Consider the following 20,556-nt stretch of genomic DNA (forward strand, 5'->3'; position numbering starts at 1 on the left):
CATGATCGAAAGGAGTGGATAATAATGAGTAAAGTAATTCCTGAAATAACCCTTAATGACGGGGTAACCTTGCCTGCTATAGGTTTTGGTACATACAAGCTTAACGGAAATGAAGGAGTCAACGCTATAACGAGTGCGATTGATGATGAATAGCCCACAATTTAAAGGGAATATCCTCATATCGCCAATAAGCCACTCCTGTTGGGCTATTCTTAGCCTCATGGTCTAAGCTTACCTTCGCCAGTAAGAGATTAGGGCCTATGCCTGCCGTAGCTGTCAGGCGTGTCTTATGATAAATTTCGTCGATAATATTGTGGGCTAATTCTTCTGGTGTACGAGCGAATAGATGCAACGAAGCTGTCGCATCAATAAACAACTCATCAATACTATAGGCATGAAAATCCTCAGGAGCCACATACTGTAACACCAAGCTCGAAATATAGGTCGAAGCCTTGATATACCTCTCAATGGATGGATTCACCACATGGATATCTTTCCTTTTAGGAATGTCGAAAAGGTGACTTCCTGTTTTGACCCCTTCTTTCTTTAATAAGGGTGTGGCAGCTAATACAACGGATCCCGACCGTTTGATATCTCCGACTACCGCAAGCTTTGTTTTCAACGGGTTTAATCCTCTTATGACAGAAGAAACGGACGCATAGAACGCCTTCATGTCAATACATATAATGATTCGGTTTGGTAACTGCTCATCCTCCATTGAAAATACTCCTAAAATAAAAACTCTACATTTTTCCCAATCATTGCTATCACTTGCATAGAATTTATTGTTACATTAACAGAAGTAACTACTACATAACGTAATGGTAAGAGTTCAAAAAGACTAAACCCTAAAGGGGGATAAATGTTGAAAAAAGAATATTTTGTGCAATATTCAGACCAAAGTATAATTGATAGTTTTGACTTTCCAGAAGATAAATTTGTATCTATTACTGTAGGGATTAGGGACATTAATCATGATCTGATCATCTCTTTAGTTCGAAAAATGTTTGGTTTACCTGTTTTTTTTGTTTTAGACTCAATGCTCTCTGGACATGAAAAAGAAACATTGATTAAAAATAAAACTCCTTTTTATGAGCATTCATCAGATGGTGCTATTATTAAAGTTGATTCTGAAAAAAATTGAGCCATGTTAGTGGATTAGCAGAAGAATTAGTTAAGAATGGGCTCAGTATATTCATTTTCTACGGAGAAGGTATTGTAGAGCAGGATTTAATTCCTTCGAGACAATGGAATAAACCTATAGAATTTAAAAATGTCGATATAGATAAAGTCGATACATTTGTGGATGTGGAAGAGGTTGGATTTACGATATTCAGTAAGAGTGATCTATTTAACTCACCTGGAAAAGTCAAAAATTATATACCTCGTAGCTACTCACTTGATATTAATAGCAGCAATATTTAACATTTCTAAATTAAAAGAAGGAGGGTTTGTAGTCAATGAAGTATAAAAATAATAAGAGTATACTAAAAATGTTAGCTATCATCCTTCTTTCTATAGATCTATTCTTTTATCTTTTAGCACTAAAGAGCCTATACGTTTTCTCTTCAAAGGTTTCGATATATTTTCTGATATTTGTGCTACACTTTATCTATTTATACATAGTCCTTATAACCGTTAGCAAAACAAAAGAGTCTAAAGTTTTTTGGGGAGTAATTGGGCCGTTTTTTATTGTACCTATAGCAATCGTTGGGTGGTTCACGTTCTTTTATACTAATAAAGTTGACTATTATGATCTAAGTTCCCCTAAGAATACCCAAAAAATTATTATTGGTTATTCCAATTGGAGTCTTGGAGAAACTAACCATTACTATGATTTTTATAAACAAACGGAATTCCCTTTGGTGAAAAAACGAATAAATCAAGAACCTCTTCATGTCATGACACGAAATACGGATATGAGCGATTTAAATGTTTTAGGAGCTCATGATGCACAATGGGGAAATGAACAAACAGTAACTTTTACATCTCCATATCTAAATAAGGAAGTAACCTTTAATTTAAAGTAAGTACTTTTTTCTACTTAAACAACAGAGTTGAGAAAAAGCCTGTATCTAAGGAGATCCAGGCTTTTTATTTTCTAGTTTAGTTACCATAAGTTTGATTATAGGAACCATACAAAAATATGAGCTCTTGATATACAAGGGCTCTTTAACCTTCCATATTTTTCGTCACACAGTTATTTTTGTTATTGCGTCATCTTCCCAGGTAACATATATTTTAAATCTTTGTAAAACGCAGTTTTATCACTTTCAATTGCTACTATATCTTTATTCACAAGTGAAGCCTCTTCTTACTGCTCAATGAAACCTGCCTTAAATCATATAATTAATTCTACAATAATTGGATTAATTTAATTAAAATGGAAAAAAAGATATTATTGGACATTAGGAGGTATTTATGTACAAATTTTTGATTTTTATTATAGTAGCGTTTTATATCGCTCATTATGTTGAAAAATACTTAAGAAAAAAGATGCACTTAGAAACCGATCCAGAGATTTACAGAAAAAAAGTAAACAGGTGGCACTCAAGAATAGAAGTTGTACTATACATAATATTTTTATTTTCCCTAAGCTATTATAATCAAGTCCCTATGTGGATTATTTTAGCTGCTTTTTGTATTGTTTATCAGGGATTTAATATATTTATGGAATGGAAATTTGCAAGAGAAACGAGGGAACACCTTTTAGCCGTTATTTTCTTCTTCTTTTATTTAGCTTCTATAGGAGTTGGCACTTTATTAAATGTATTTTAAATAGGAGTTGAATATTATTGCTAAAAACATTTTTATACCTCTTACTATTATTGTTAGTAGCATCTCTTATTACAAAGTATCTTGCTATAAAATTAAATGTTAAAGATGACCTCGACACTGAAAAAATTATGTGAACAAGTGGCATAAATGAGTAGAAAAAAGTTTTTATTATACTCTTTATTGCTTTTGAACAGGTTCCTATGTGGGGCATGTTAATTATTTTCTGTTTATGTTATTTAAGTTTCCGAATCTTTATGGAGTGGAGATATAACGGAGAAACGAGGGAATATTTACTGTCATTTAGTCTCCTGATATATTTTTTAATAGCAATTATTATTGGAGCAATATTGAATGTTTTCTAATGGTTTATTTATACATACACAAAGAGCTATGTACGTTATAAAAAGCATAGAAAATAAATACACTATAATACATAAAAGCAGGTGGAAATAATTTTTATACCTATATTAGTTTTACTAGTTGGTTTGTATCTATTAATCTCGGGAATTTTAATCATTGTAAAAGATAAAAACACAAAAGGAAAGACTAAAAAAACTTTAGTTTTTTTAGCAGTAGCATCCGATATAGTTACTGATCCAGTGTCGTCTTCTGGGTTCCGTATTATGCTTGGTGCTGTTCTTATAATAGGTGGATTAATTTTATTATAAGAAATACCTATTGGTATATAACTATGTTTCAAAAGGACTCATATCAATTAACCGGTATGAATCCTTTTTTATTACTAAAAACGTTCGTAAAAGTGCATGGATTCCAGAAGACGTTCATAATTGTTTTTATAACTTAAGCGAACGATAAAGATGATAGATTTCTCATGAAAAAGAAAAGTTCGTAAAGGTATACCTTTGCGGACTTATAGAAAACCTATCCTTTTATTAAATTGGTATAAAATAACATTATATAACCAATGGAACTGAATAACTATCTAACATATGTTATGATGGATAATTAAGGAATAAACATATAGGTAGCGAGGGGATTTCAAATGAGAAAGTTGAAAGGATCTTACTCTTGGGTTGTAGCAGGGCTGCTAGTGTCTAGTGCCTTTGTCAATTTTGTTTAGAAAGGACAAACTTGACCAGGATACTATACCTTATGTACATTATTGATATTAATCATCATAAAGATAATGCTATATAACTATGAAAAGAGTGAGAATAAAAAAAAGTAATGCATCACACTTTAGGTTTGCTGCATTCCTTTTTATGTGCCCATAATTTGCTAACACCTCACATTGTGAATTAGGTAGTTACATATAGAGGAATGAAAAAAGGAGGCTAAGTGTGGGATTATTTTTTAGAAAGATCGACCCTGATAAAGATAGTAAATATAGACAATGGTTAAATTCCATGTTGGTAGTCGCGATACTAATAAACTTAATAAATAGTTTGTTTTTAAATTGGCGGTGGCTTTATTTTACAATGACCATTGTAATTGGCATACTGGCTATTTTAATATTTAAGGAATATAAAGGTGAGAAGTAAAGGGTGTATGAAATTGTGTATGAAAAAGAAGATTAGTTTAAAATTATTTTGGATTCTTAGTATTATGGCAACTATAATTTTTGGTTTTATTCCAAACGTTGGTATTAGGATTGAAGGACCATATCATTATTTCGGTTTTCCTGCTCAATGGTTGGGATATTATAAAGGTCCAAGGCTAACTTTTAATATATTAGGTATCTTGTTTAATATTGCTTTCTTTTATTTTGTTTTCTTTATTTCAAACAAAATATTAAAGAAGATTTTAAGAAGCACTGCAAGTTAATTGCTTTTAGATAAGAAGATTATAGATAGTAAATAGATATACTTTTTGAAAAAAGCCTAATATAAAAAGAAGAACCTACTATTATTGTATAGCAGGTTCTTCTTTTTACTTATTTCTATAACGTACAATATGTTAACTAATGCTGAATATAGTGTGCAAAATTCTTTAGCTTAAGAAATCCTTTTTATATCGAACAGCAAGATATATACCTGCAGCAAGGAATGCCAGGGAGTATTTAAATAAGAAGAAAATTTGCCACATATACTCTTTTGGAAAAATGAGGTCGCATAAAATAATTCCACACAACATAATAAGGGCACTTTTTAAATTTATTTGATTGGTTCTTTCGTCAGACACACTCATTCCCAATTTTTTTTGAAATACGTATACTAAGATTATTGCGATTATAAGCGATAAAAGTCCAATACCAATCAGCATATTCCAGTTACTATTTGATTGTTCTGTCCAGGTTTTTAAAGGGATAAAAATAGCATCTTCTATTTTGTCAGTTATCATCTCAGTCACGTCCTCCCACATAATTAAAGATATCGTTAACGTCTACGTCGAAGAAATTAGCTATTCGAAAAGCTAAAACGAGGGAAGGAGAATAATTATTTTTCTCCATCACATATATGGTTTGTTTGGATACTCCTACAGCGTCTGCCAATTCTTTTTGAGACATTCTTTTTAAAACTCGGTACTCATAAACTTTATTTTCAACGTAGTCACCATTTTTTTCTTTCAATGTAATCACCTTCCTTTTTTGACTACAAACAAATAATACAACAAACTTATATAAAGGTAAAGTAAACTTATACAAAAGATAAATATTATTATACGATTTATGATAATAAAAAGGGTTAGACTCTTAGCGAGGAATCTAACCCTTTTCCATTTTTAATCGAAAATATAAATTCTTTCTCACTGTCTATAAAGCACATTATGTTAACTAAGTTTATATGCTATATGTGAAAAAAATAGATGTTTTGTAAAAGATATTTGACAAAAAGAAAATATTACCATAAACTATAAATGTAAAAAGTTTTTTACATTTAAGGGGTAGGTTGATAAGTATGAATAATCGTATCAAAGAACTTAGGAAATTTAATAAGTTGTCTCAAGAGGATTTAGCTAAAGCTTGTGAAGTATCCAGGCAAACAATCAATGCTATCGAGAATAACAAATATGACCCAAGTTTAGCTTTAGCATTTCAACTAGCAGAAAACTTAGAAGTAAGTGTGAACGAATTATTTTTATATCAGAATGGGAGGAATTCGTAATGAAAAATGTACAAAGAAATTATATTTTGGGTATTGTTGTTTTGCTAAGCTTCGCTTTTTTTCTAATCACTATGTATATTACAGATTTTAAGAATGGATATAGTATAGGAGTAACTGGTGTTATAGGAATAGTCGTAGTTTTAACTAGCATATTTCAATTTGCTACTTGGGGATTCGATAGAAAAGTTCAAAAAGATGAAATGGGCAAGAAGGTTGCTACTATAAGTGCTAAAACAAGTTATCATATCTTAACAATATCTCTCTTTGTTTTATGGGTAGCAGATCGTATTATTTTTGTCAGAAGAAATGATTTCGGTAATATCTCTTTGTTTGCAGCTATTTGCCTGTCCTTAGTTATTTTTCCGATTGTTCAATTCTTCTCAGCAAGACAATATAAATAAAAACTTAAAAATAATGGAGCGTTAACAAAATAAAAGAACAACCTCTGCAGTGGACGAGAGGTTGCTCTTTTGCTACGTTGAAATTTGTAAAAATAGTCTGACCCTTAGTGTAGCATATTATGGTATCAAATGCTATTTTTGGGTCTGAAGCATATGAATAAAAGGTGCGCTTTTTATTCATCGATTTAGTTGGTCCTCCTAATGAAAAGCCTAATAAATCAAGGATGTATAAAAAGCTGCATAACTCATAATTGAGACCTCTTTCGAACCCTTACTCTCATAAGGGTTCTTTTTTGTGATGTGTTCCGGAAAGAGTGCTTATGTTGACTAGAAATTACTGTTCTCTGTATATAAAATGTACGTAACTAAGTATATTCAAAGGAGATGTCTCGTTTTGTTAGATTATATATGGATCGATGGAGATGTACCTATTTTGTCTCAATTACCTAATAACTTTAATTCTGCAGCTATTCTATTCCACCCTTTTATTCAAATGCCCTTTGGTTGGGATAAATCAAAGAGAGAAAATCCTTATCAGCATATATATCCTAGTGATGAGGAAATGCTTAAACTTGGAGAACCAATACTATGGAAAGAAGTAATGGCCAAATGTAATTTAAAATCCTACAAGGAACTATTCAAAGCGTTGCAACACCTTACTGGTGTGCCTAGTGATGAATATAAAAAATTAGCTCCTTATGTTAAGTCTAATCCAGATTTTTATTACCCAGAAGAAGATCGTACATCGTTGTTTATACTAAATAGTTTAGTAGAGATCCTCTGTTCAAAAGGGGCAAATACTTTATATTTTTCTGAACCTATTCACGACACAAACGGTTCATTTAAAGTCAATAATGTGTCATCTTTAGAAATAGCTAACTTATCTCCTAACGAGTCAATTATCACAGATGAAAATATGGACTTTGCATTTATGGGGATCTATGATTCGTTTATAACATTGCTTTTAGCTAAAGATACAAATATTGAGGATACAATTAAGTCTCTAAACCTTGAAGCTTTAATATGTGATAAAGAAACACAGCTTAAATCGTTTATTTAATAGGTACCAATAAGATACATTATGGTAACTATAAATGTACGACCCATACATGAGATAATAAGCACAAAAAACGTTAAAGGAGAAACGACTTTGAAAATAGAGAATCGGAGATTCGCAGAGAAAGCGTTAAGGCATTTACTTGTTGGTAGTCAAATGGATGGAATAAAGTTTGCGTCTGAGGTTTCCGCCATTTCATTAATCTTTACTCAGTATGATCGAAAAGAAGATGATGCATTCATTTTAACGATTGAAACAGCGTGGACGGTATATGAAGAGGTCCCGCTTGTCTATCCATCTTCGGAGAGAGAAGTCCCCACACATACTGAAGAACAGCACTTTAAACATATTTGGGATGTTAAGAGACAAAAAATAGTGGATGTACATTTAGGTCATCGGTCGCCCCATCTAATCATTTCATTTGAATCAGGTAGCATTTTGTTTGTAAATGGTCATGATACGAACTATGAATGTTGGCAACTAGGTGATCATTGGGGAGGAAGCGACAATGAGTGGCTTTTAGTTGCCGTTCCAGGCGATGATATAGCTGTTTGGTCTCCTGAACACTTTGAATAAGCTCCTAGAAGCCGTATTATGTAAACTGAATTTGTATAATTTATACACTGAGTATCAAAGTGAAACTGATATAATAAATAGAACTTATAACATACATGGGAGAATTAAATATGGATTCTAAACAGTTATTTTTAAGAGAACTACATAGCATCATTAAGAAATATGCAGAAGTAGGGGAACAATTGAAACAGCCAGATAAACAATTATCCTGGGAGGAATTCGATTTAACTGAAGAAGAAATAAGTGCTTTAAATGCTCAAAAGTTTACTGACGAAAGTATTAGTGCAATTGAAAAAATCGTAAGAGATAATATTATGGGTGCTTTTCATAGTGCTTTTTGTTTACTAGATGGGGTAAGTGATCCTGTATCAGAGAACGAAGAAGATATATGGGTTGGTTTAAAGTTAGAAGAAAAACAAGACGACGATGAAGATGAAGAATTTTTACATGATGAACTGTATAGTTCATATTGGGATTGGCACGACTTAAATAATAAAGACAAATAGAGCAATAATAAAATTCTTTAAGAAGTACTATAAGGTAATGAGAAAAGGAGACTCTTAAAGTGTTAAATATTAAGAACTTTCATTTGTTAAATAGTCTTTCACCAGAATTTTCGTTATTAGATATGAAATACATCACAGAAATAAGGTATTTTATAGAATATAGCAACAATTTTTTGTTTGATGAAGAAAACAAAACTAATTTGCATGTAATTTTTCTTTTACAACCTAAAGGGAATCATAACTTTTATGAAGTCAGTATGAATTTTTATGGAGTAGAAAATTTCGAACTATTTGCCAATGGCGGAGCTATACAGCTATCTATACTACAAATAATAGATATTAGTGATAGAAGTTGGGAAAACATTAGGTTTCAAGTAAGAGACGTAGAAAATGAAGATATCGACTTTTATTGTAACAGTATTGAAATTTTAAATGTTAAGGAATCACAGATTATTGATGGCTAATACATATATATTTAGATAGCCTTTCTACCGATAGAATGTTTTATGTTAACTAGTTCGTAAATTAGTGCATCAAATTATCTTTAGGTGTAATGATCCTAGAATTATTATGAAGTTATCATCTTTTAACCATTGAAAATGATAATTACTTCTTATATGATTCAGAATTGACAACAGATTAAATGTGATGACTAACCGGAGGATATTATGAGGCTTTTAAAAAAAGTGTTTAAGCGTAAAGTTACATGGATTGTTTTTTTGATTGTAATAGCTTTTATTTATTTAAATAATAGTTCTTTACTGGCTAAGGAAAGAGAGAGTCAACCTTTTCTGCTTGCTCATAGAGGCGTCGCTCAAACATTTACGATGAAAGATATTCAAAATGATACGTGTACAGCCGAAAGGATTTACAACCCTGAACATAATTTTTTAGAAAACACCATTCCGTCTATGGAAGCTGCTTTTGAAGATGGGGCTGATATGGTTGAACTTGATGTTCACATTACAAAAGACAATCAATTTGCAGTATTTCATGATTGGACAGTAGATTGTCGAACAAATGGAAAAGGCGTTACAAGGGATTATACAATGGCTGAGTTAAAAAAATTAGATATTGGATACGGATATACAGCTGATGGAGGGAAAACGTACCCTTTTCGTGGTGAGGGAGTCAACCTCATGCCTTCTCTGAATGAAGTAATGGAACATTTTCCTCACCAAGCATTTCTTATTCATGTGAAAAGTAATGATCCTAAGGAAGGAAAACAATTAGCTAAGTATTTATCACAATTTTCCAAGAAGCGTTTAAAAAATATAACCGTTTATGGTGGAGAAGAACCCATTGATTCATTAAAAAAGGAAATGCCCAACCTAAAGGTTATGTCCAAAGCGACTATGAAAGATTGTCTTATCCCATACATAGCAACAGGTTGGACGGGGTACGTACCAAAGGCATGTGAAAATACAGAATTACATATACCAGAAAAGATTGGGCCTTTTCTATGGGGATGGCCAAGTCGTTTTTTAAATCGAATGGATGATGTAAATACTCGAACAATTATCGTAGGAGGAAATGGAAGCGAGTTTTCAACTGGTTTTGATTCTATTCAAGATTTAAAAAGACTTCCAAATGGTTATTCAGGAGGAATATGGACCAATCGTATTGATAAAATAGGAGATTACTATAAGACGAATGAAGAGTAATTTTAGAATCATTGAAGCAATTAAATAACAGCAATGAGGCGATTGGTTTTTATTCCAATTGCTTTTCTTATTTATGTTTCCTAGAATTTACATTACGTTAATCAACAATCCATTGGATAAATGTGTTAAATTTAATAATATTAGGGGGGATATACCTGATTTATTTAGTTTGCACAATCATTGTTTCAATAATTATTATCTTCCAGATTGTTAAAAATAGAGATTTCATATGGTTATGTATGTTTATTCCTATGCTCATAGACCTTCTCATAGGAAAGATTCACTTTTTTGATTTTATAACTAATGGTTATAGGACTGCTATTCTATTAATTCTTTATATCGGAATATATTTCACTTTGTTTTTATATGACATTAATAAAATAAATCCTGAAGAACAACCTGACAATTAAAGTATACTTTAATTGTCAGGTTGTTCTTCGTACTAATAAGCCATTTTATGGTAACTAGAAGACTATAGTATATAAATTGTATTAGGGCTATTACAAAGAAAAGAGTAAGGAGTGCTAAAGTGTCTGTTGAAAGAGATAATATGATTAATTCTTTAAGAAAAAATGTTATTCCTACTTTGAGAGATTGTGGTTTTAAAGGTTCCTTTCCTCATTTTTATCGGAAACTGGAGAATCGCGTTGATTTGTTAATGTTTCAATTTAGTGCTTGGGGTGGAGTTCTCTACGTAGAGGTTTCTAAATGTTCTCCAGGAGGTCATATAGATGTATCTGAAACGTTTTATACACCTAACAAGGTAAAGGTCTATAATATTGATACCGCCCCTAGACAAAGGTTAGGAAAAGAAATAGATGAAATGTTTAAATTTAATAAGGATAACACAGAAGTGATTTCATTGAACGTGAGAGAATCATTGAAAGAAGGAGAAGAATGGTGGAATTCTTCTGCTAATTGGTGGGTTTAACACACATAATTAAGTAGCGATAAGAGTTGTTGTGTACACTTAAGTTGTATATGATATTCATAGTTATAAGTGCTTAAAAGGCAGGGATATTGTATGAAAGATAATGTGATAAAGAAGATATATGAACAGGGTTATCCTGATGCACAAACTGCACCTTTAGTTTCTCTAGAAGAGTTTTTCGAAGGTAATGAAGATGAAGGCTCTATTGGCTGTAATCTTATGGACCATCCAGGAGTTGATACTTTTTATTCTGTTTTACTAGAAATTAAAAGTAAGCCAAGTGTACAAGACGTACTTGTTGAAATTATGGAAGTTGAAGACGGGGAATATTGGCCATTTTCGGAAAGAGTATATATCCTATCAAGCGCTAATCCCGAAGAAATAGAGGAATGGGTTAAAATCTTAGAACCTGACGAAATTGAGGAAGGTTATATGTTTGGTACCCCCCCTACTGCTCCAGAGTTGTACCCTAATCATAAAGTGTTTGGAGTTTGGTGGGGTTGATAAATAAAGCTTTATCTAGTGCTTACGAAACTGGTTCTTTTTATGAAGGTAATATGGACTTTAGAGAATTAATTTTTAATTTAGAGACAAAATTGATAGAACTCGTTGATCTTGAACCTTTAAAGTATTTATATTTCAACGTAAAGGACATTTCTCTACGTCATAAATTACTCTTGGTTTTACGAGATATCTATAACTCTCAGCTTAGTGAGTTTTTTCAAAAGGCCTATAAGAAAGAGCGAGATTTAGAAATGAAATTAATAGCTGTACGTGGTTTAGTGAAATACGTTGAAGAACATGAAATAAGTAAAATTATGAATCATTTCATGAAAATCTTGATAAAGAGGCCTGAACACACTCCTTACAATTATAAAGAATATGAATATTTGCGTTCACCGAGTGGATTACCTTATCTAATTAAGGAATATAATTATAACTGCTTTCATCAAGTATTAGAGCAAGTAGAAAAACAGTATGAAGCTATGCCCTTCCAATTTAAGAATCATTATACGTACGATGAAAATGATAATATAGTCGAACTACGAAGCCCTGATGAGAGTGATCAAATGATTGAAGACTTCTTTAAAATAAATTAACTTCTAAAAGACGTTAGACTAATGTTCTAACGTCTTTTGCTACCTAAAATACGTTTTATATAAATAGGATATACATATTCAATCGAATTATAGTATCTTAAATAAAGCTGAATAGATTAATTGAGGAGCATAAAATATGTTTAATTTTAGAAAAAAAGAGAAGAAATTTTATTTAGATGCAAGCCAAATAAAACAACTTATTGATTCATATGAAGGATGTATTGCAACTGATAGGATTACAGTAGATGGTTGTAAGGTTGGTTATATGTATAGAGAAGAACCCTATGAATATAACGAGGCAGATAGTGGTTGGAGATTTCTTTCCGGAGATGAAGATGATCGTTACATGAATAATTCTAAAAAACACGGTGTTTATCTGGTAAATACAATATGCAATTATGATCCAGATATAATGCCGTTTCTTGATGCAGAACCTGGTACTGCATATATTCGTGATGAAAAAGGCAATTTCGTTCTTGATGAGGAATAAAACCTGCCTGTCGATACATTACATTAAACAAGCTTGTATATGATAGGCTCTTTTAACATTCCTTGTTATTCTACTTATAACTAAACTTTTGATTGAAAGGAATTACACATATTGAATTCAAAAAAGTCAGTGCAAGTAGGCGATATTTTTGCTGCTCCGTTGCCGATGAATAAGTATGGTGCAGTTAAAGTAATAAATATAATTGAACGCTCTTATCTTCTTGGTATTACAAATTATATAGGTGAACAGATACCTACAATCGATGATCAGAATGTTTGTCAAATTTTAATTACAAAGTCTTTACTTAATGAAAAAGAAGAACCGACATTCAAGTGGGTAGATGGAAGATTACCTAAAGAGTTAATCTATATTGGAAACATTCCTTTAGCTCAAGAGGAATTAGGTATAGAGTCAAATGTGTATGGAGGGATGTGGTCAAAAGAATGCGCGATGGATGTTTACTATAAATGGCGAGAAGAAACAGATCCTCAAGGGTTTAAACTTGAGATGCAAAAGAAGATAGAAGAAGCTGACGCTTATGCTCGTAGAAACAAGATTATGAAACCAAAGAAAATGATGGATGATCAAATTTTCTGGAACATCATCTCTTTATTAGACTGGAGTAAAGAAGATGAAGAAGAGATTGTAGATGCTGCTATTAAGGAACTTGCTACTTTCACTGCATGGAAAATAAGACATTTTGAAGAAACTCTATCTTATAAGCTTTTCTTATTAGATACAGAAGAGCATGCAAGAGAAATCGGAGAATATTGTTTTTCTCCACAAGATCAACATTTTTCACCTGATTTTTTCTTATATGCACGATGTGCAGTAGTGGCTCGTGGTAAGGAAGTTTTTGAAGATGTCTTATCTAATCCTTTAAAAATGCTCAAGGATACTGAATTTGAAATTTTACTTTCTCTTTCATCGGAAGCTTATCATTTAAAAATGGGCAAAGAATTCGAATATGAAAGTGGATGTAGTTATGAGACATTTTCAAATAAAGAAGGCTGGTCAAATACTCTTTAAGAACAAAAAGGGGGTGCTTACAATGATAAATGAACCTTATGGACAGCATTGGAAGGGGCATAAAGGCTTTAGAGCCATTGAAGGTAATGATGTTTATAATCATCGTTTTGGAGGACAAGAATGGAATGTACCAAAATGTCAGTTATGTGGCGAGGATTTACATCAGATTTTATGTTTTGATCTAAAGGATGATAGATTAAGTGAACTACGAACTTCTAAACTAGAAGAATTACCTTTAATATCGTGCTTAAATTGTTCTACTTTATGGGATCCTCAAGTATTTCAATTAAATCCTACAACAAAAAATGTTACTGTTTTAAGTCAAAATGATAAGGAAAAATGGATTCAAGACGAAGAAGATAAAATACCTGTTCCTCTTCCTTATACGAAATTCAAACTTATCAATATGTTAGAAGAAGATATACCAGTCAATGAAGATGCCTACTATGATGCATTTGACTTATTTGGTCAGGAGTATATATGTAGAGTGTTGGGAGCGCCTCTATACGTTAAAAAGCCAAATGATATAAGCTGTCCAACCTGTAACCATGACATGCAATATGTTTCCAGTATCACTCATGATTTTGAAGTAGATCTTGTATCCGTGGTGGACCTTTTCCTGGGAGAAATGATTATCTATTTTTATTTTTGTAAGGAATGTTTAACCCTAAAAACAGAGATACAAGGTACATAACAACTACATAAACCATAAAAGCCCTTTTACGGGCTTTTTGTACTTCTACCTAGATTGATTATGTGAACTTGTTTTGCATATCCTATGCACCTTCATTTAGAGAACTAGATGAATTAAACTATTAGATAAATGGGGGTAAAAATATGAATAAAAAAATATTAGGTTCTTTCGAGGTGAAAGGAAATCAACTTATTGTTTCAGATCCGTGTTATCCAGTAGAGGACGCTTTTGACAAAAGTGACATATTATCTTGGGTATTGGAGCCAGCTAAAAGTGGAGAATGGGAATCGATTGTCTTCTTCACTGAAGATTTTACGATAACTAAATTAATAGCCTGTCACCGTGATGTTGAATTGGGTTCAGAATGGACAGAAACAGGTAAAAATATCGGCGTTGATTCTGCTATGGCGGGTATATTTGATGCATCCGTTTTCGGTAGAGATGGAGCTATTTCATATGAAGTAAAAAATATTTATGAGATAGAAATGGATGAAGAAGGCATGAAATATTATGTTGCGTGCTCAGACATTATCGCTTCTTCTGATGACGAAGCTGGCATCGTAGCAGGTGGTACAGTTTCAATGTCTGGTATAGGTGATGGATACTACCCCGTTTTTGTTCAACAAAATGATCAAAATGAAATTGTTGCTGTTTTATTGGAATTTTACGTAGAAGATGAAAAAGGATAAAGAAGTAAGAGACTTCCAATAAAGGGAGTCTCTTACTTCTTTATAGAGTTTTGTATATGGTAACTAAGGATGTGGATACCATATACAAGTAGAAATTATATTATAAAGGGATATGGACTTCTTTCATCCAACTGCTTGTTTTAGACTTAATAGTAATCAATTGATTGCTTTCCCATTTCAACTGTCCTAAGAATCTAGCATATACAACTTCATTCCCAACTTCTTCTACCAGTAGCTCATTAATTATTCTTAAGCCTCTTTCATTGTAAACTTCACACCATAATTGAAATCCAGAATATCTATGTACTCCCCTTAACATTGCTAAGAGCTTGCGATCAGGGCTTTTCTTTGGTGTTTTTGCAACTAGAAAACTGGCTTCATAACCTTGGCTAACTATTTCTTCTAGAGCTTCTTCTACATAATTCTGTGTAGTTACTAAAGAAAATGAAGAGTATTTTTCTAAGACAGGTACTACATAGCTTCTAACTATGTTACAAAATGCTTGATATTTTTCTTCAACAGATTCTAATTCTATAAATAACATATAATCATCTGGAAGAAGGATTTCAACCTCCTTAAAAGCTTTCATTTCTGAGTATGATATGTCCTTATTGGGGTCGGCTAGACAATATAAAGTAATACTGTTAAGTTCGTCTAATTGTAATCCTAGATCCTCTAATTTCCTACAAAAAATCAATTCGAAAACCCTAAGTCCGTGTATATTATTGTAATGATTTTTAGGTCTTTTCTTTGCCCAATCCATAATATGAATATCAAACATTTAAATGGTGTCCCTTCTTGTTTATAAATAAAAATTAAATATTACTTAACTAACTACCATTTTAAACATTAATTTTAGAAATGCTACTAATCACTGTGATTACGTTAACTAACTTTGTATGGAATATACATAAGGTAATTGAAGAGTATTAAAGTATATGGGAAAATAATTGAGGAATTTTTGTTGTTTAATATTGTGCAAAAGAATCTATTTAAATAAATAGTTACGACCAAGGAGGAAACAAATGCGAGATTGTCCCGAAGAATTAGACTTTATTTCATTATTTGAATGTATTCCACTTAAAAAGGACCAAAATGAGAGCTTTTTGTACGATGAGTCCACTTTTACCTTTACGAGCGAAATGAACAGGTTTGAAGTGAAAATCTCACCATTCTATAATTTTTTCTCGCTTTCAGTAAAGGATTTAGAAGATGATGAGATCTTTTACTACAGCCTCGAATCGGTTACAAAGATTGAGATCATGAATGATAATAAAGAAAGCAAAGCAATTCGATTATTTATAGATCAAGGAATTGACCGTTTTATAATGATTATGGATTTAGTATTTAGACCAAAATTTAAAGTTGTACTAAAAGAAGTTTTAGATTCCTAGAATACCTGTTATGTTAACTAATTATGTATGAAGTATACATACGTTTTATAGAGATTTTGATATATAATTAAGGTTAAAAAAAGAATTATTTCAGGAAGAGGAACATGTGTGAAACGTCGTCAATTGTTGTCTTTATCGTTAGTTAGTAGTTTATTAGTTATTTTAATATCATTCTTCCAATGGGATTTAGTTGATCTTATAACGGAATTTTTAATGCTGCCTATTTGGCTGGGTGTATATGCCTCCTTTATCATTATGACCGGGTGGGCACTGGTTCATCTTTTTAAATATAAATATTGGCAACCTTTTATTATCCAACTTATAACTATTTTAATATGGTTTTTCTTTCCCTTCAATCAAGTTAATCTTGATATGAACTTCAAAATTCATCAGGATAAAAGGGAAGAGATTGCAGTTAAAATAGAGAGTGGAATACTTAAACCTAATGTATCTTATAATTCATCACTTATTCATTTACCTAAGGAATATAATCAGTTATCTAAAGGTGGAGGAGATATTGTACTAGAAACAAAAGGTAAGAAAAAGTCAATCCTGTTCTTTACATACAGAGGAATGCTAGACAATTTTTCGGGATTTGTATATGCTCCAAATGATCAGAGACCTTTAAAGAACGACTTTGATGGGGACTTTAAACAAATAGAAAAAGTACATAAAAATTGGTATTACGTATCGTCTTATTAAAAAAGAGGGCTTTTAATTTATAATTAAAAGCCCTCTTTTTTTACTGTTTTTTTTAAGATTTCCTATAAATGTTGATTACGTTAACTAACCTTAATAAGTAAGCCTCTTTATGTTAAAGTGAACATAGAAATATATATATAAGTCTGGAGGCAAGTTATGAAACGCGCAGTAGGGATATTTCTTATTGCTCAAGCTTTATTAACGTACTTAACTATTAATATGAATTATACTCCTTATACAACTACAACAGTGAATGACAACACGGGAGCTGTGACAGTTTCGTATAGTTATCCTTGGGTATATTGGTTAGGTTTTATTGGTTTGGGTATTATGCTTCTAGTGGGAACATATTTAGTTTTTTCTAAAGAAAAGAAGCAGATCTTTAATTAAAGGTCTGTTTTTTTTATTTCTACCGACAAAATTGATTATGATAACTGCTTATGTATGGAATATACATATGTGCTTGGGAGACTTTTGATATATAATTTAATAAAGAGAATTTAATTAAAAATGTATCTAGAATCTATGGAGGCTTTATGCTAAAGAATTTATTTAAGAAAAAAATTACTGAAAAAGAATTCTGGTCTTGGTTTGAAAAGAATAGCGAAGATTATTTTCAATTAGATGAAAATAACTATGATCTTTTATTTAACAAATTGGGCTTACAATTATCAAAGTATCATAAAGATTTAACTTTTGAATTTAGTGTAGAAATGGACCAAGGAAAAAGAGAATTTATTATCAGTGCAGAAGGAATGGTTTCAGCGTTCCCTGCTGTTATAAAGCTTGTAGAGGAAGCTCCTTGCCTTGAGAAATTTAATATTGTAGCGTTTAGACAAAGACAGAATAGCGAACAGGAAATTTATTTTGAAGATATTGTTTTAAATACAAAAGATATCTTTTTTACGTATAGAGAAGATAAAGAAATGAATTGTTTAGATATTGTTATTTACATTAAAGGATACACTGAAGAAAATGATCAGTTTATTGGTGCAGCATTTATTATGCTTGATAGTTTAATTGGTGAATATGATGTAGGTGTAAAACTTGGTGAAATAAATTTTGAACCATATCAAGGAGAGAAAGAAGCAGAGCCTATTTTAAACTTAGTTTCTCTAGTCGATAAAATATGAGTTAAAAGAGCGTAAAGTTTTTAATAGACTTTACGCTCTTTTATTCCTAGAAACAATATTATGGCAACTGAATTTAAAAAAGAGCACCTGTTCAAAGGTGCTCTTTTTACTTATCGGTACAATTTGTTCTTTGATTTTTTATGTACGTACGTATAGCAAATATTCCTATTACACTTAAGATAAGGATAATAACGTTAATAAACATGTCTAGTAAATTATTTAAAGGTAAGTATGACATGAGTAAAAGTGAAGGTATAAATAATACACATTCCCATATCATCATGTCTTTAAATAGTTTTTTTGTATGTAACATATCGTTCAACTTTCTTTATTCCTCCGTTTCATGGCTTACAAAGTTCTTTTATTTAATAACTTCATTCAGGTTATCTTCTGCTTTCTTCATAGGTTTATATACAAATACGTGTAAGCATAGCCCTACAACTGCAGTAGCATTAAAAATAATACTTATTATTGGTAAAGTCCATTCAAGAAATATAGGCAAATGCTCATTAGTACTCATTGTAGAAGTACTAACTCCAATTATTAAAATGAAAATTAGCAAAGGTAAATTTTTAATCAATATGAATCCCCCTATACATTATCATTTTTATTTTACCATAAAAAGAAATAAATGTATTTTTAGTAAACGTGCTCATAATTGGTGTTATGTTAACTATATCTATGTATTGAATGCATGAGATAATAAAGGAAAATAGTTTAAAAGGAAAGATGTAGATGTTTAACAAAAGGTTTTCAATCAAAAAAGCTCAGCATTCCAACGAGAGAGAAAAAGAATATAAGGAATATTTTTCAGAAATCGTGTTTAAATTTGGCGATACTTTATCAGTGGAAGGTAATTCAGTATATTTGTTAAAAGACGAAGAAGAAATAAAATTAATTCAGCCATTGCGTTCTAAGACATTTTGGTATGAAACATGGATAAATTTAAAAGATTTTTATGGTTTGGAGTAATTGTGAATATTGAAAAGAAATTCTTATAGACAAGCCTTCTTTCATGTTCCTAGAATCCGTTTTATGGAAACTAGGTATTTATAGAAACATTTAAGTTCCATTTTAAAGGCATGTTACAATTTGATTGTAAGGAAAAGGGGTGGTCATCACGGAAGTTATGGACATCATCATTATAAGAGGAAAAGAAAGAGTGGGAGTTTCTTTAGTAGTTAAATGAGAAAAGGGTACCTCGTTCTAATGGCATTGGAGAAGGAAGTCCCTTTTTAAAAAAACTTGAATTCTATATGACAAACAAAAGCGTAATCAGTGCTAAAATAGCCGGAAGTCCCTGTTTTATAATAATTGACTTGTTAGATGTAAAACCACCGTAAATAGCTGCTACCACCACACAAATGATAAAAAACAACTGAATCATATAACCAATTGAATTAAATCCAAGTATGAGCCCCCAAACGAGTCCTGCGGCTAAAAATCCATTGTATAATCCTTGATTTGCAAACATAATAGCTACATTCCGATCTCCTTCCAAGTGCTTAGGTAACTGGAATGCTCGTTTTGCTACCTTCGAACGAATAAAAAACATTTCAAGAATCATAATGAATAAATGTTCTAATGCTACAATTCCAACTAAAATAGCTGAAAGTATCTCCATGCGCCATTCTCCTATTCTTTTTTCTGATTTTTCCATCCATAACAACTCATGAATTAACTTAATGTATTTTTCTCGAGTAAAATCAATAACGCCTAAATTAGCTTATTTAGGTGCGTTTATTAGTTAAGTTTATAGAATAGATACCTTGCATCTTAAGTCCTTTTTAGATAATCTGCTTGTTCTTATTAGGTTAACTTATTGTTTAGTTAGAAATCCTCATTATTTAAAAAAAGTAACGAATCAATTGTCCCTTTTATTTTATATTCAAATGTTTACAAGTCAATACTGTTATCAATAAACCTTTTCATCAATAGTAAAGCCAATTTTGGTTTTACTATTGATGGGAAATAGAAAACTTTGCTGTTCACGCCCAGCAGCAATGTCCTCGAAACACTCTCGGTCATATAAGTGACAAGCATTCATGTATTGATGTAGAAATACAAGAGTTTTTCAAAACAAACAAAAGAAGTAAGGTCAAGACCGTCAGCATCTTCTAGTGGCATTAAGATCAATCTAACATAAGGAAATTACATATGGAAAACAAGAAAAGCCCTTAATTAGTTAAGGACTGAAAGGGCTCTTCTTGGCTACGAATAAGTAATGGCTTTATAGATGGAACCATCTAGTCCATTTTATCATGTATTCACCGTAAAAAAGTAATTTTTATCCTTTAAATAGAAAATCTTTAAAATGAATAAGACTAGTTAGAATCAACATTTAGGC

Annotated in this window: 30 protein-coding genes and 2 pseudogenes; 25 read left to right on the top strand and 7 right to left on the bottom strand. The window is 31.4% G+C overall.

Features of this window, described 5'->3' with window-relative positions:
* Positions 1–24 precede the first annotated feature (24 nt).
* Positions 25–144 (top strand): annotated as a pseudogene (locus AC1D0Y_RS10135) (aldo/keto reductase); the annotation flags it as partial.
* 4 nt (positions 145–148) lie between these two features.
* On the opposite strand, the pseudogene AC1D0Y_RS10140 reads toward AC1D0Y_RS10135, so the two are convergent.
* A pseudogene (locus tag AC1D0Y_RS10140) lies at positions 149–718 on the bottom strand (Y-family DNA polymerase); the annotation flags it as partial.
* 144 nt (positions 719–862) lie between these two features.
* Here AC1D0Y_RS10140 and AC1D0Y_RS10145 point away from each other — a divergent pair.
* The 5 genes from AC1D0Y_RS10145 (at position 863) to AC1D0Y_RS10165 (ending at position 4,563) form a co-directional block, all read left to right on the top strand.
* The gene (locus AC1D0Y_RS10145; RefSeq protein WP_477707542.1) at positions 863–1,144 is read left to right on the top strand and encodes a hypothetical protein; all 282 of its coding nucleotides are present in this window, start codon (positions 863–865) and stop codon (positions 1,142–1,144) included.
* A gap of 316 nt (positions 1,145–1,460) precedes the next feature.
* Positions 1,461–2,030 (top strand): hypothetical protein, encoded by a 570-nt coding sequence (locus AC1D0Y_RS10150; RefSeq protein WP_060746756.1) that lies wholly within the window; start codon positions 1,461–1,463, stop codon positions 2,028–2,030.
* A 391-nt stretch (positions 2,031–2,421) separates the two neighbouring features.
* Entirely contained in the window at positions 2,422–2,778 is a 357-nt protein-coding gene (locus tag AC1D0Y_RS10155; protein ID WP_060746757.1) for a DUF4181 domain-containing protein, read from the top strand.
* Positions 2,779–2,957: 179 nt separating this feature from the next.
* Entirely contained in the window at positions 2,958–3,140 is a 183-nt protein-coding gene (locus AC1D0Y_RS10160) for a DUF4181 domain-containing protein (protein ID WP_371264483.1), read from the top strand.
* A 1,159-nt stretch (positions 3,141–4,299) separates the two neighbouring features.
* Complete coding sequence (locus AC1D0Y_RS10165) at positions 4,300–4,563, top strand: hypothetical protein (RefSeq protein WP_477707543.1); 264 nt, start codon at positions 4,300–4,302, stop codon at positions 4,561–4,563.
* A 165-nt stretch (positions 4,564–4,728) separates the two neighbouring features.
* On the opposite strand, the gene AC1D0Y_RS10170 is transcribed toward AC1D0Y_RS10165, so the two are convergent.
* Positions 4,729–5,079: a DUF2178 domain-containing protein gene (locus AC1D0Y_RS10170; RefSeq protein WP_253352518.1), complete on the bottom strand. Its 351-nt coding sequence runs from the start codon at positions 5,077–5,079 to the stop codon at positions 4,729–4,731.
* Position 5,080: 1 nt separating this feature from the next.
* A complete protein-coding gene (locus AC1D0Y_RS10175; RefSeq protein WP_060746761.1) occupies positions 5,081–5,308 on the bottom strand; it encodes a helix-turn-helix transcriptional regulator in 228 nt (75 codons plus the stop codon).
* A gap of 328 nt (positions 5,309–5,636) precedes the next feature.
* On the opposite strand from AC1D0Y_RS10175, the gene AC1D0Y_RS10180 reads away from it, so the two are divergent.
* The 14 genes from AC1D0Y_RS10180 to AC1D0Y_RS10245 all read left to right on the top strand — a co-directional run bounded on the left by AC1D0Y_RS10180 (position 5,637) and on the right by AC1D0Y_RS10245 (position 14,980).
* On the top strand, positions 5,637–5,843 hold the full coding sequence (locus tag AC1D0Y_RS10180; RefSeq protein ID WP_043977756.1) for a helix-turn-helix transcriptional regulator: 207 nt from the start codon (positions 5,637–5,639) through the stop codon (positions 5,841–5,843).
* A complete protein-coding gene (locus tag AC1D0Y_RS10185) occupies positions 5,843–6,244 on the top strand; it encodes a hypothetical protein (protein WP_025753491.1) in 402 nt (133 codons plus the stop codon). Before AC1D0Y_RS10180 ends, AC1D0Y_RS10185 begins: the two co-directional genes overlap by 1 nt.
* Positions 6,245–6,638: 394 nt before the next feature.
* Complete coding sequence (locus tag AC1D0Y_RS10190) at positions 6,639–7,304, top strand: DUF2711 family protein (protein ID WP_477707544.1); 666 nt, start codon at positions 6,639–6,641, stop codon at positions 7,302–7,304.
* A 90-nt stretch (positions 7,305–7,394) separates the two neighbouring features.
* Positions 7,395–7,877, top strand: coding sequence for a hypothetical protein (locus AC1D0Y_RS10195; RefSeq protein ID WP_098332335.1), 483 nt, complete (start codon positions 7,395–7,397; stop codon positions 7,875–7,877).
* A 110-nt stretch (positions 7,878–7,987) separates the two neighbouring features.
* Entirely contained in the window at positions 7,988–8,383 is a 396-nt protein-coding gene (locus AC1D0Y_RS10200; protein ID WP_098332336.1) for a hypothetical protein, read from the top strand.
* Positions 8,384–8,442: 59 nt separating this feature from the next.
* Positions 8,443–8,847 (top strand): hypothetical protein, encoded by a 405-nt coding sequence (locus AC1D0Y_RS10205; protein ID WP_102813260.1) that lies wholly within the window; start codon positions 8,443–8,445, stop codon positions 8,845–8,847.
* A 204-nt stretch (positions 8,848–9,051) separates the two neighbouring features.
* Positions 9,052–10,047, top strand: a complete 996-nt coding sequence (locus AC1D0Y_RS10210) for a glycerophosphodiester phosphodiesterase family protein (RefSeq protein ID WP_060746768.1) — start codon at positions 9,052–9,054, stop codon at positions 10,045–10,047.
* Between the two features lie 529 nt (positions 10,048–10,576).
* Positions 10,577–10,978: a DUF4304 domain-containing protein gene (locus AC1D0Y_RS10215; RefSeq protein ID WP_477707545.1), complete on the top strand. Its 402-nt coding sequence runs from the start codon at positions 10,577–10,579 to the stop codon at positions 10,976–10,978.
* A gap of 93 nt (positions 10,979–11,071) precedes the next feature.
* On the top strand, positions 11,072–11,482 hold the full coding sequence (locus AC1D0Y_RS10220) for a hypothetical protein (protein ID WP_477707546.1): 411 nt from the start codon (positions 11,072–11,074) through the stop codon (positions 11,480–11,482).
* Positions 11,479–12,078, top strand: a complete 600-nt coding sequence (locus AC1D0Y_RS10225; RefSeq protein ID WP_235593610.1) for a hypothetical protein — start codon at positions 11,479–11,481, stop codon at positions 12,076–12,078. Before AC1D0Y_RS10220 ends, AC1D0Y_RS10225 begins: the two co-directional genes overlap by 4 nt.
* A gap of 136 nt (positions 12,079–12,214) precedes the next feature.
* Positions 12,215–12,568: a DUF2185 domain-containing protein gene (locus AC1D0Y_RS10230; RefSeq protein WP_048020727.1), complete on the top strand. Its 354-nt coding sequence runs from the start codon at positions 12,215–12,217 to the stop codon at positions 12,566–12,568.
* 111 nt (positions 12,569–12,679) lie between these two features.
* Positions 12,680–13,597: a DUF4240 domain-containing protein gene (locus tag AC1D0Y_RS10235; RefSeq protein WP_060746771.1), complete on the top strand. Its 918-nt coding sequence runs from the start codon at positions 12,680–12,682 to the stop codon at positions 13,595–13,597.
* Positions 13,598–13,619: 22 nt separating this feature from the next.
* On the top strand, positions 13,620–14,291 hold the full coding sequence (locus tag AC1D0Y_RS10240; protein WP_060746800.1) for a hypothetical protein: 672 nt from the start codon (positions 13,620–13,622) through the stop codon (positions 14,289–14,291).
* A 143-nt stretch (positions 14,292–14,434) separates the two neighbouring features.
* Entirely contained in the window at positions 14,435–14,980 is a 546-nt protein-coding gene (locus tag AC1D0Y_RS10245) for a DUF4241 domain-containing protein (RefSeq protein ID WP_477707547.1), read from the top strand.
* A gap of 100 nt (positions 14,981–15,080) precedes the next feature.
* Here AC1D0Y_RS10245 and AC1D0Y_RS10250 read toward each other — a convergent pair whose 3' ends face one another.
* A complete protein-coding gene (locus tag AC1D0Y_RS10250) occupies positions 15,081–15,761 on the bottom strand; it encodes a hypothetical protein (RefSeq protein WP_477707548.1) in 681 nt (226 codons plus the stop codon).
* A 244-nt stretch (positions 15,762–16,005) separates the two neighbouring features.
* Here AC1D0Y_RS10250 and AC1D0Y_RS10255 point away from each other — a divergent pair, with 244 nt between their 5' ends.
* From AC1D0Y_RS10255 to AC1D0Y_RS10270, 4 genes are all read left to right on the top strand, one after another.
* The gene (locus AC1D0Y_RS10255) at positions 16,006–16,374 is read left to right on the top strand and encodes a hypothetical protein (RefSeq protein WP_060746774.1); all 369 of its coding nucleotides are present in this window, start codon (positions 16,006–16,008) and stop codon (positions 16,372–16,374) included.
* A 108-nt stretch (positions 16,375–16,482) separates the two neighbouring features.
* Positions 16,483–17,076 (top strand): hypothetical protein, encoded by a 594-nt coding sequence (locus AC1D0Y_RS10260; RefSeq protein WP_477707549.1) that lies wholly within the window; start codon positions 16,483–16,485, stop codon positions 17,074–17,076.
* A 156-nt stretch (positions 17,077–17,232) separates the two neighbouring features.
* Complete coding sequence (locus tag AC1D0Y_RS10265) at positions 17,233–17,466, top strand: hypothetical protein (protein ID WP_060746776.1); 234 nt, start codon at positions 17,233–17,235, stop codon at positions 17,464–17,466.
* Between the two features lie 146 nt (positions 17,467–17,612).
* Positions 17,613–18,209, top strand: a complete 597-nt coding sequence (locus AC1D0Y_RS10270; protein ID WP_221840314.1) for a hypothetical protein — start codon at positions 17,613–17,615, stop codon at positions 18,207–18,209.
* 106 nt (positions 18,210–18,315) lie between these two features.
* Here AC1D0Y_RS10270 and AC1D0Y_RS10275 read toward each other — a convergent pair whose 3' ends face one another.
* Positions 18,316–18,522, bottom strand: coding sequence for a DUF6007 family protein (locus AC1D0Y_RS10275; protein ID WP_350163604.1), 207 nt, complete (start codon positions 18,520–18,522; stop codon positions 18,316–18,318).
* Positions 18,523–18,570: 48 nt separating this feature from the next.
* Complete coding sequence (locus tag AC1D0Y_RS10280) at positions 18,571–18,789, bottom strand: hypothetical protein (RefSeq protein WP_060746778.1); 219 nt, start codon at positions 18,787–18,789, stop codon at positions 18,571–18,573.
* A 155-nt stretch (positions 18,790–18,944) separates the two neighbouring features.
* Between AC1D0Y_RS10280 and AC1D0Y_RS10285 the strand changes: the two genes are divergently transcribed.
* Entirely contained in the window at positions 18,945–19,181 is a 237-nt protein-coding gene (locus AC1D0Y_RS10285) for a hypothetical protein (protein ID WP_477707550.1), read from the top strand.
* Between the two features lie 280 nt (positions 19,182–19,461).
* Here AC1D0Y_RS10285 and AC1D0Y_RS10290 read toward each other — a convergent pair whose 3' ends face one another.
* Positions 19,462–19,833, bottom strand: a complete 372-nt coding sequence (locus AC1D0Y_RS10290) for a DUF1304 domain-containing protein (protein ID WP_060746780.1) — start codon at positions 19,831–19,833, stop codon at positions 19,462–19,464.
* Between the last annotated feature and the right edge of the window lie 723 nt (positions 19,834–20,556).

Source organism: Priestia sp. P1_B12_1, assembly GCF_056406695.1.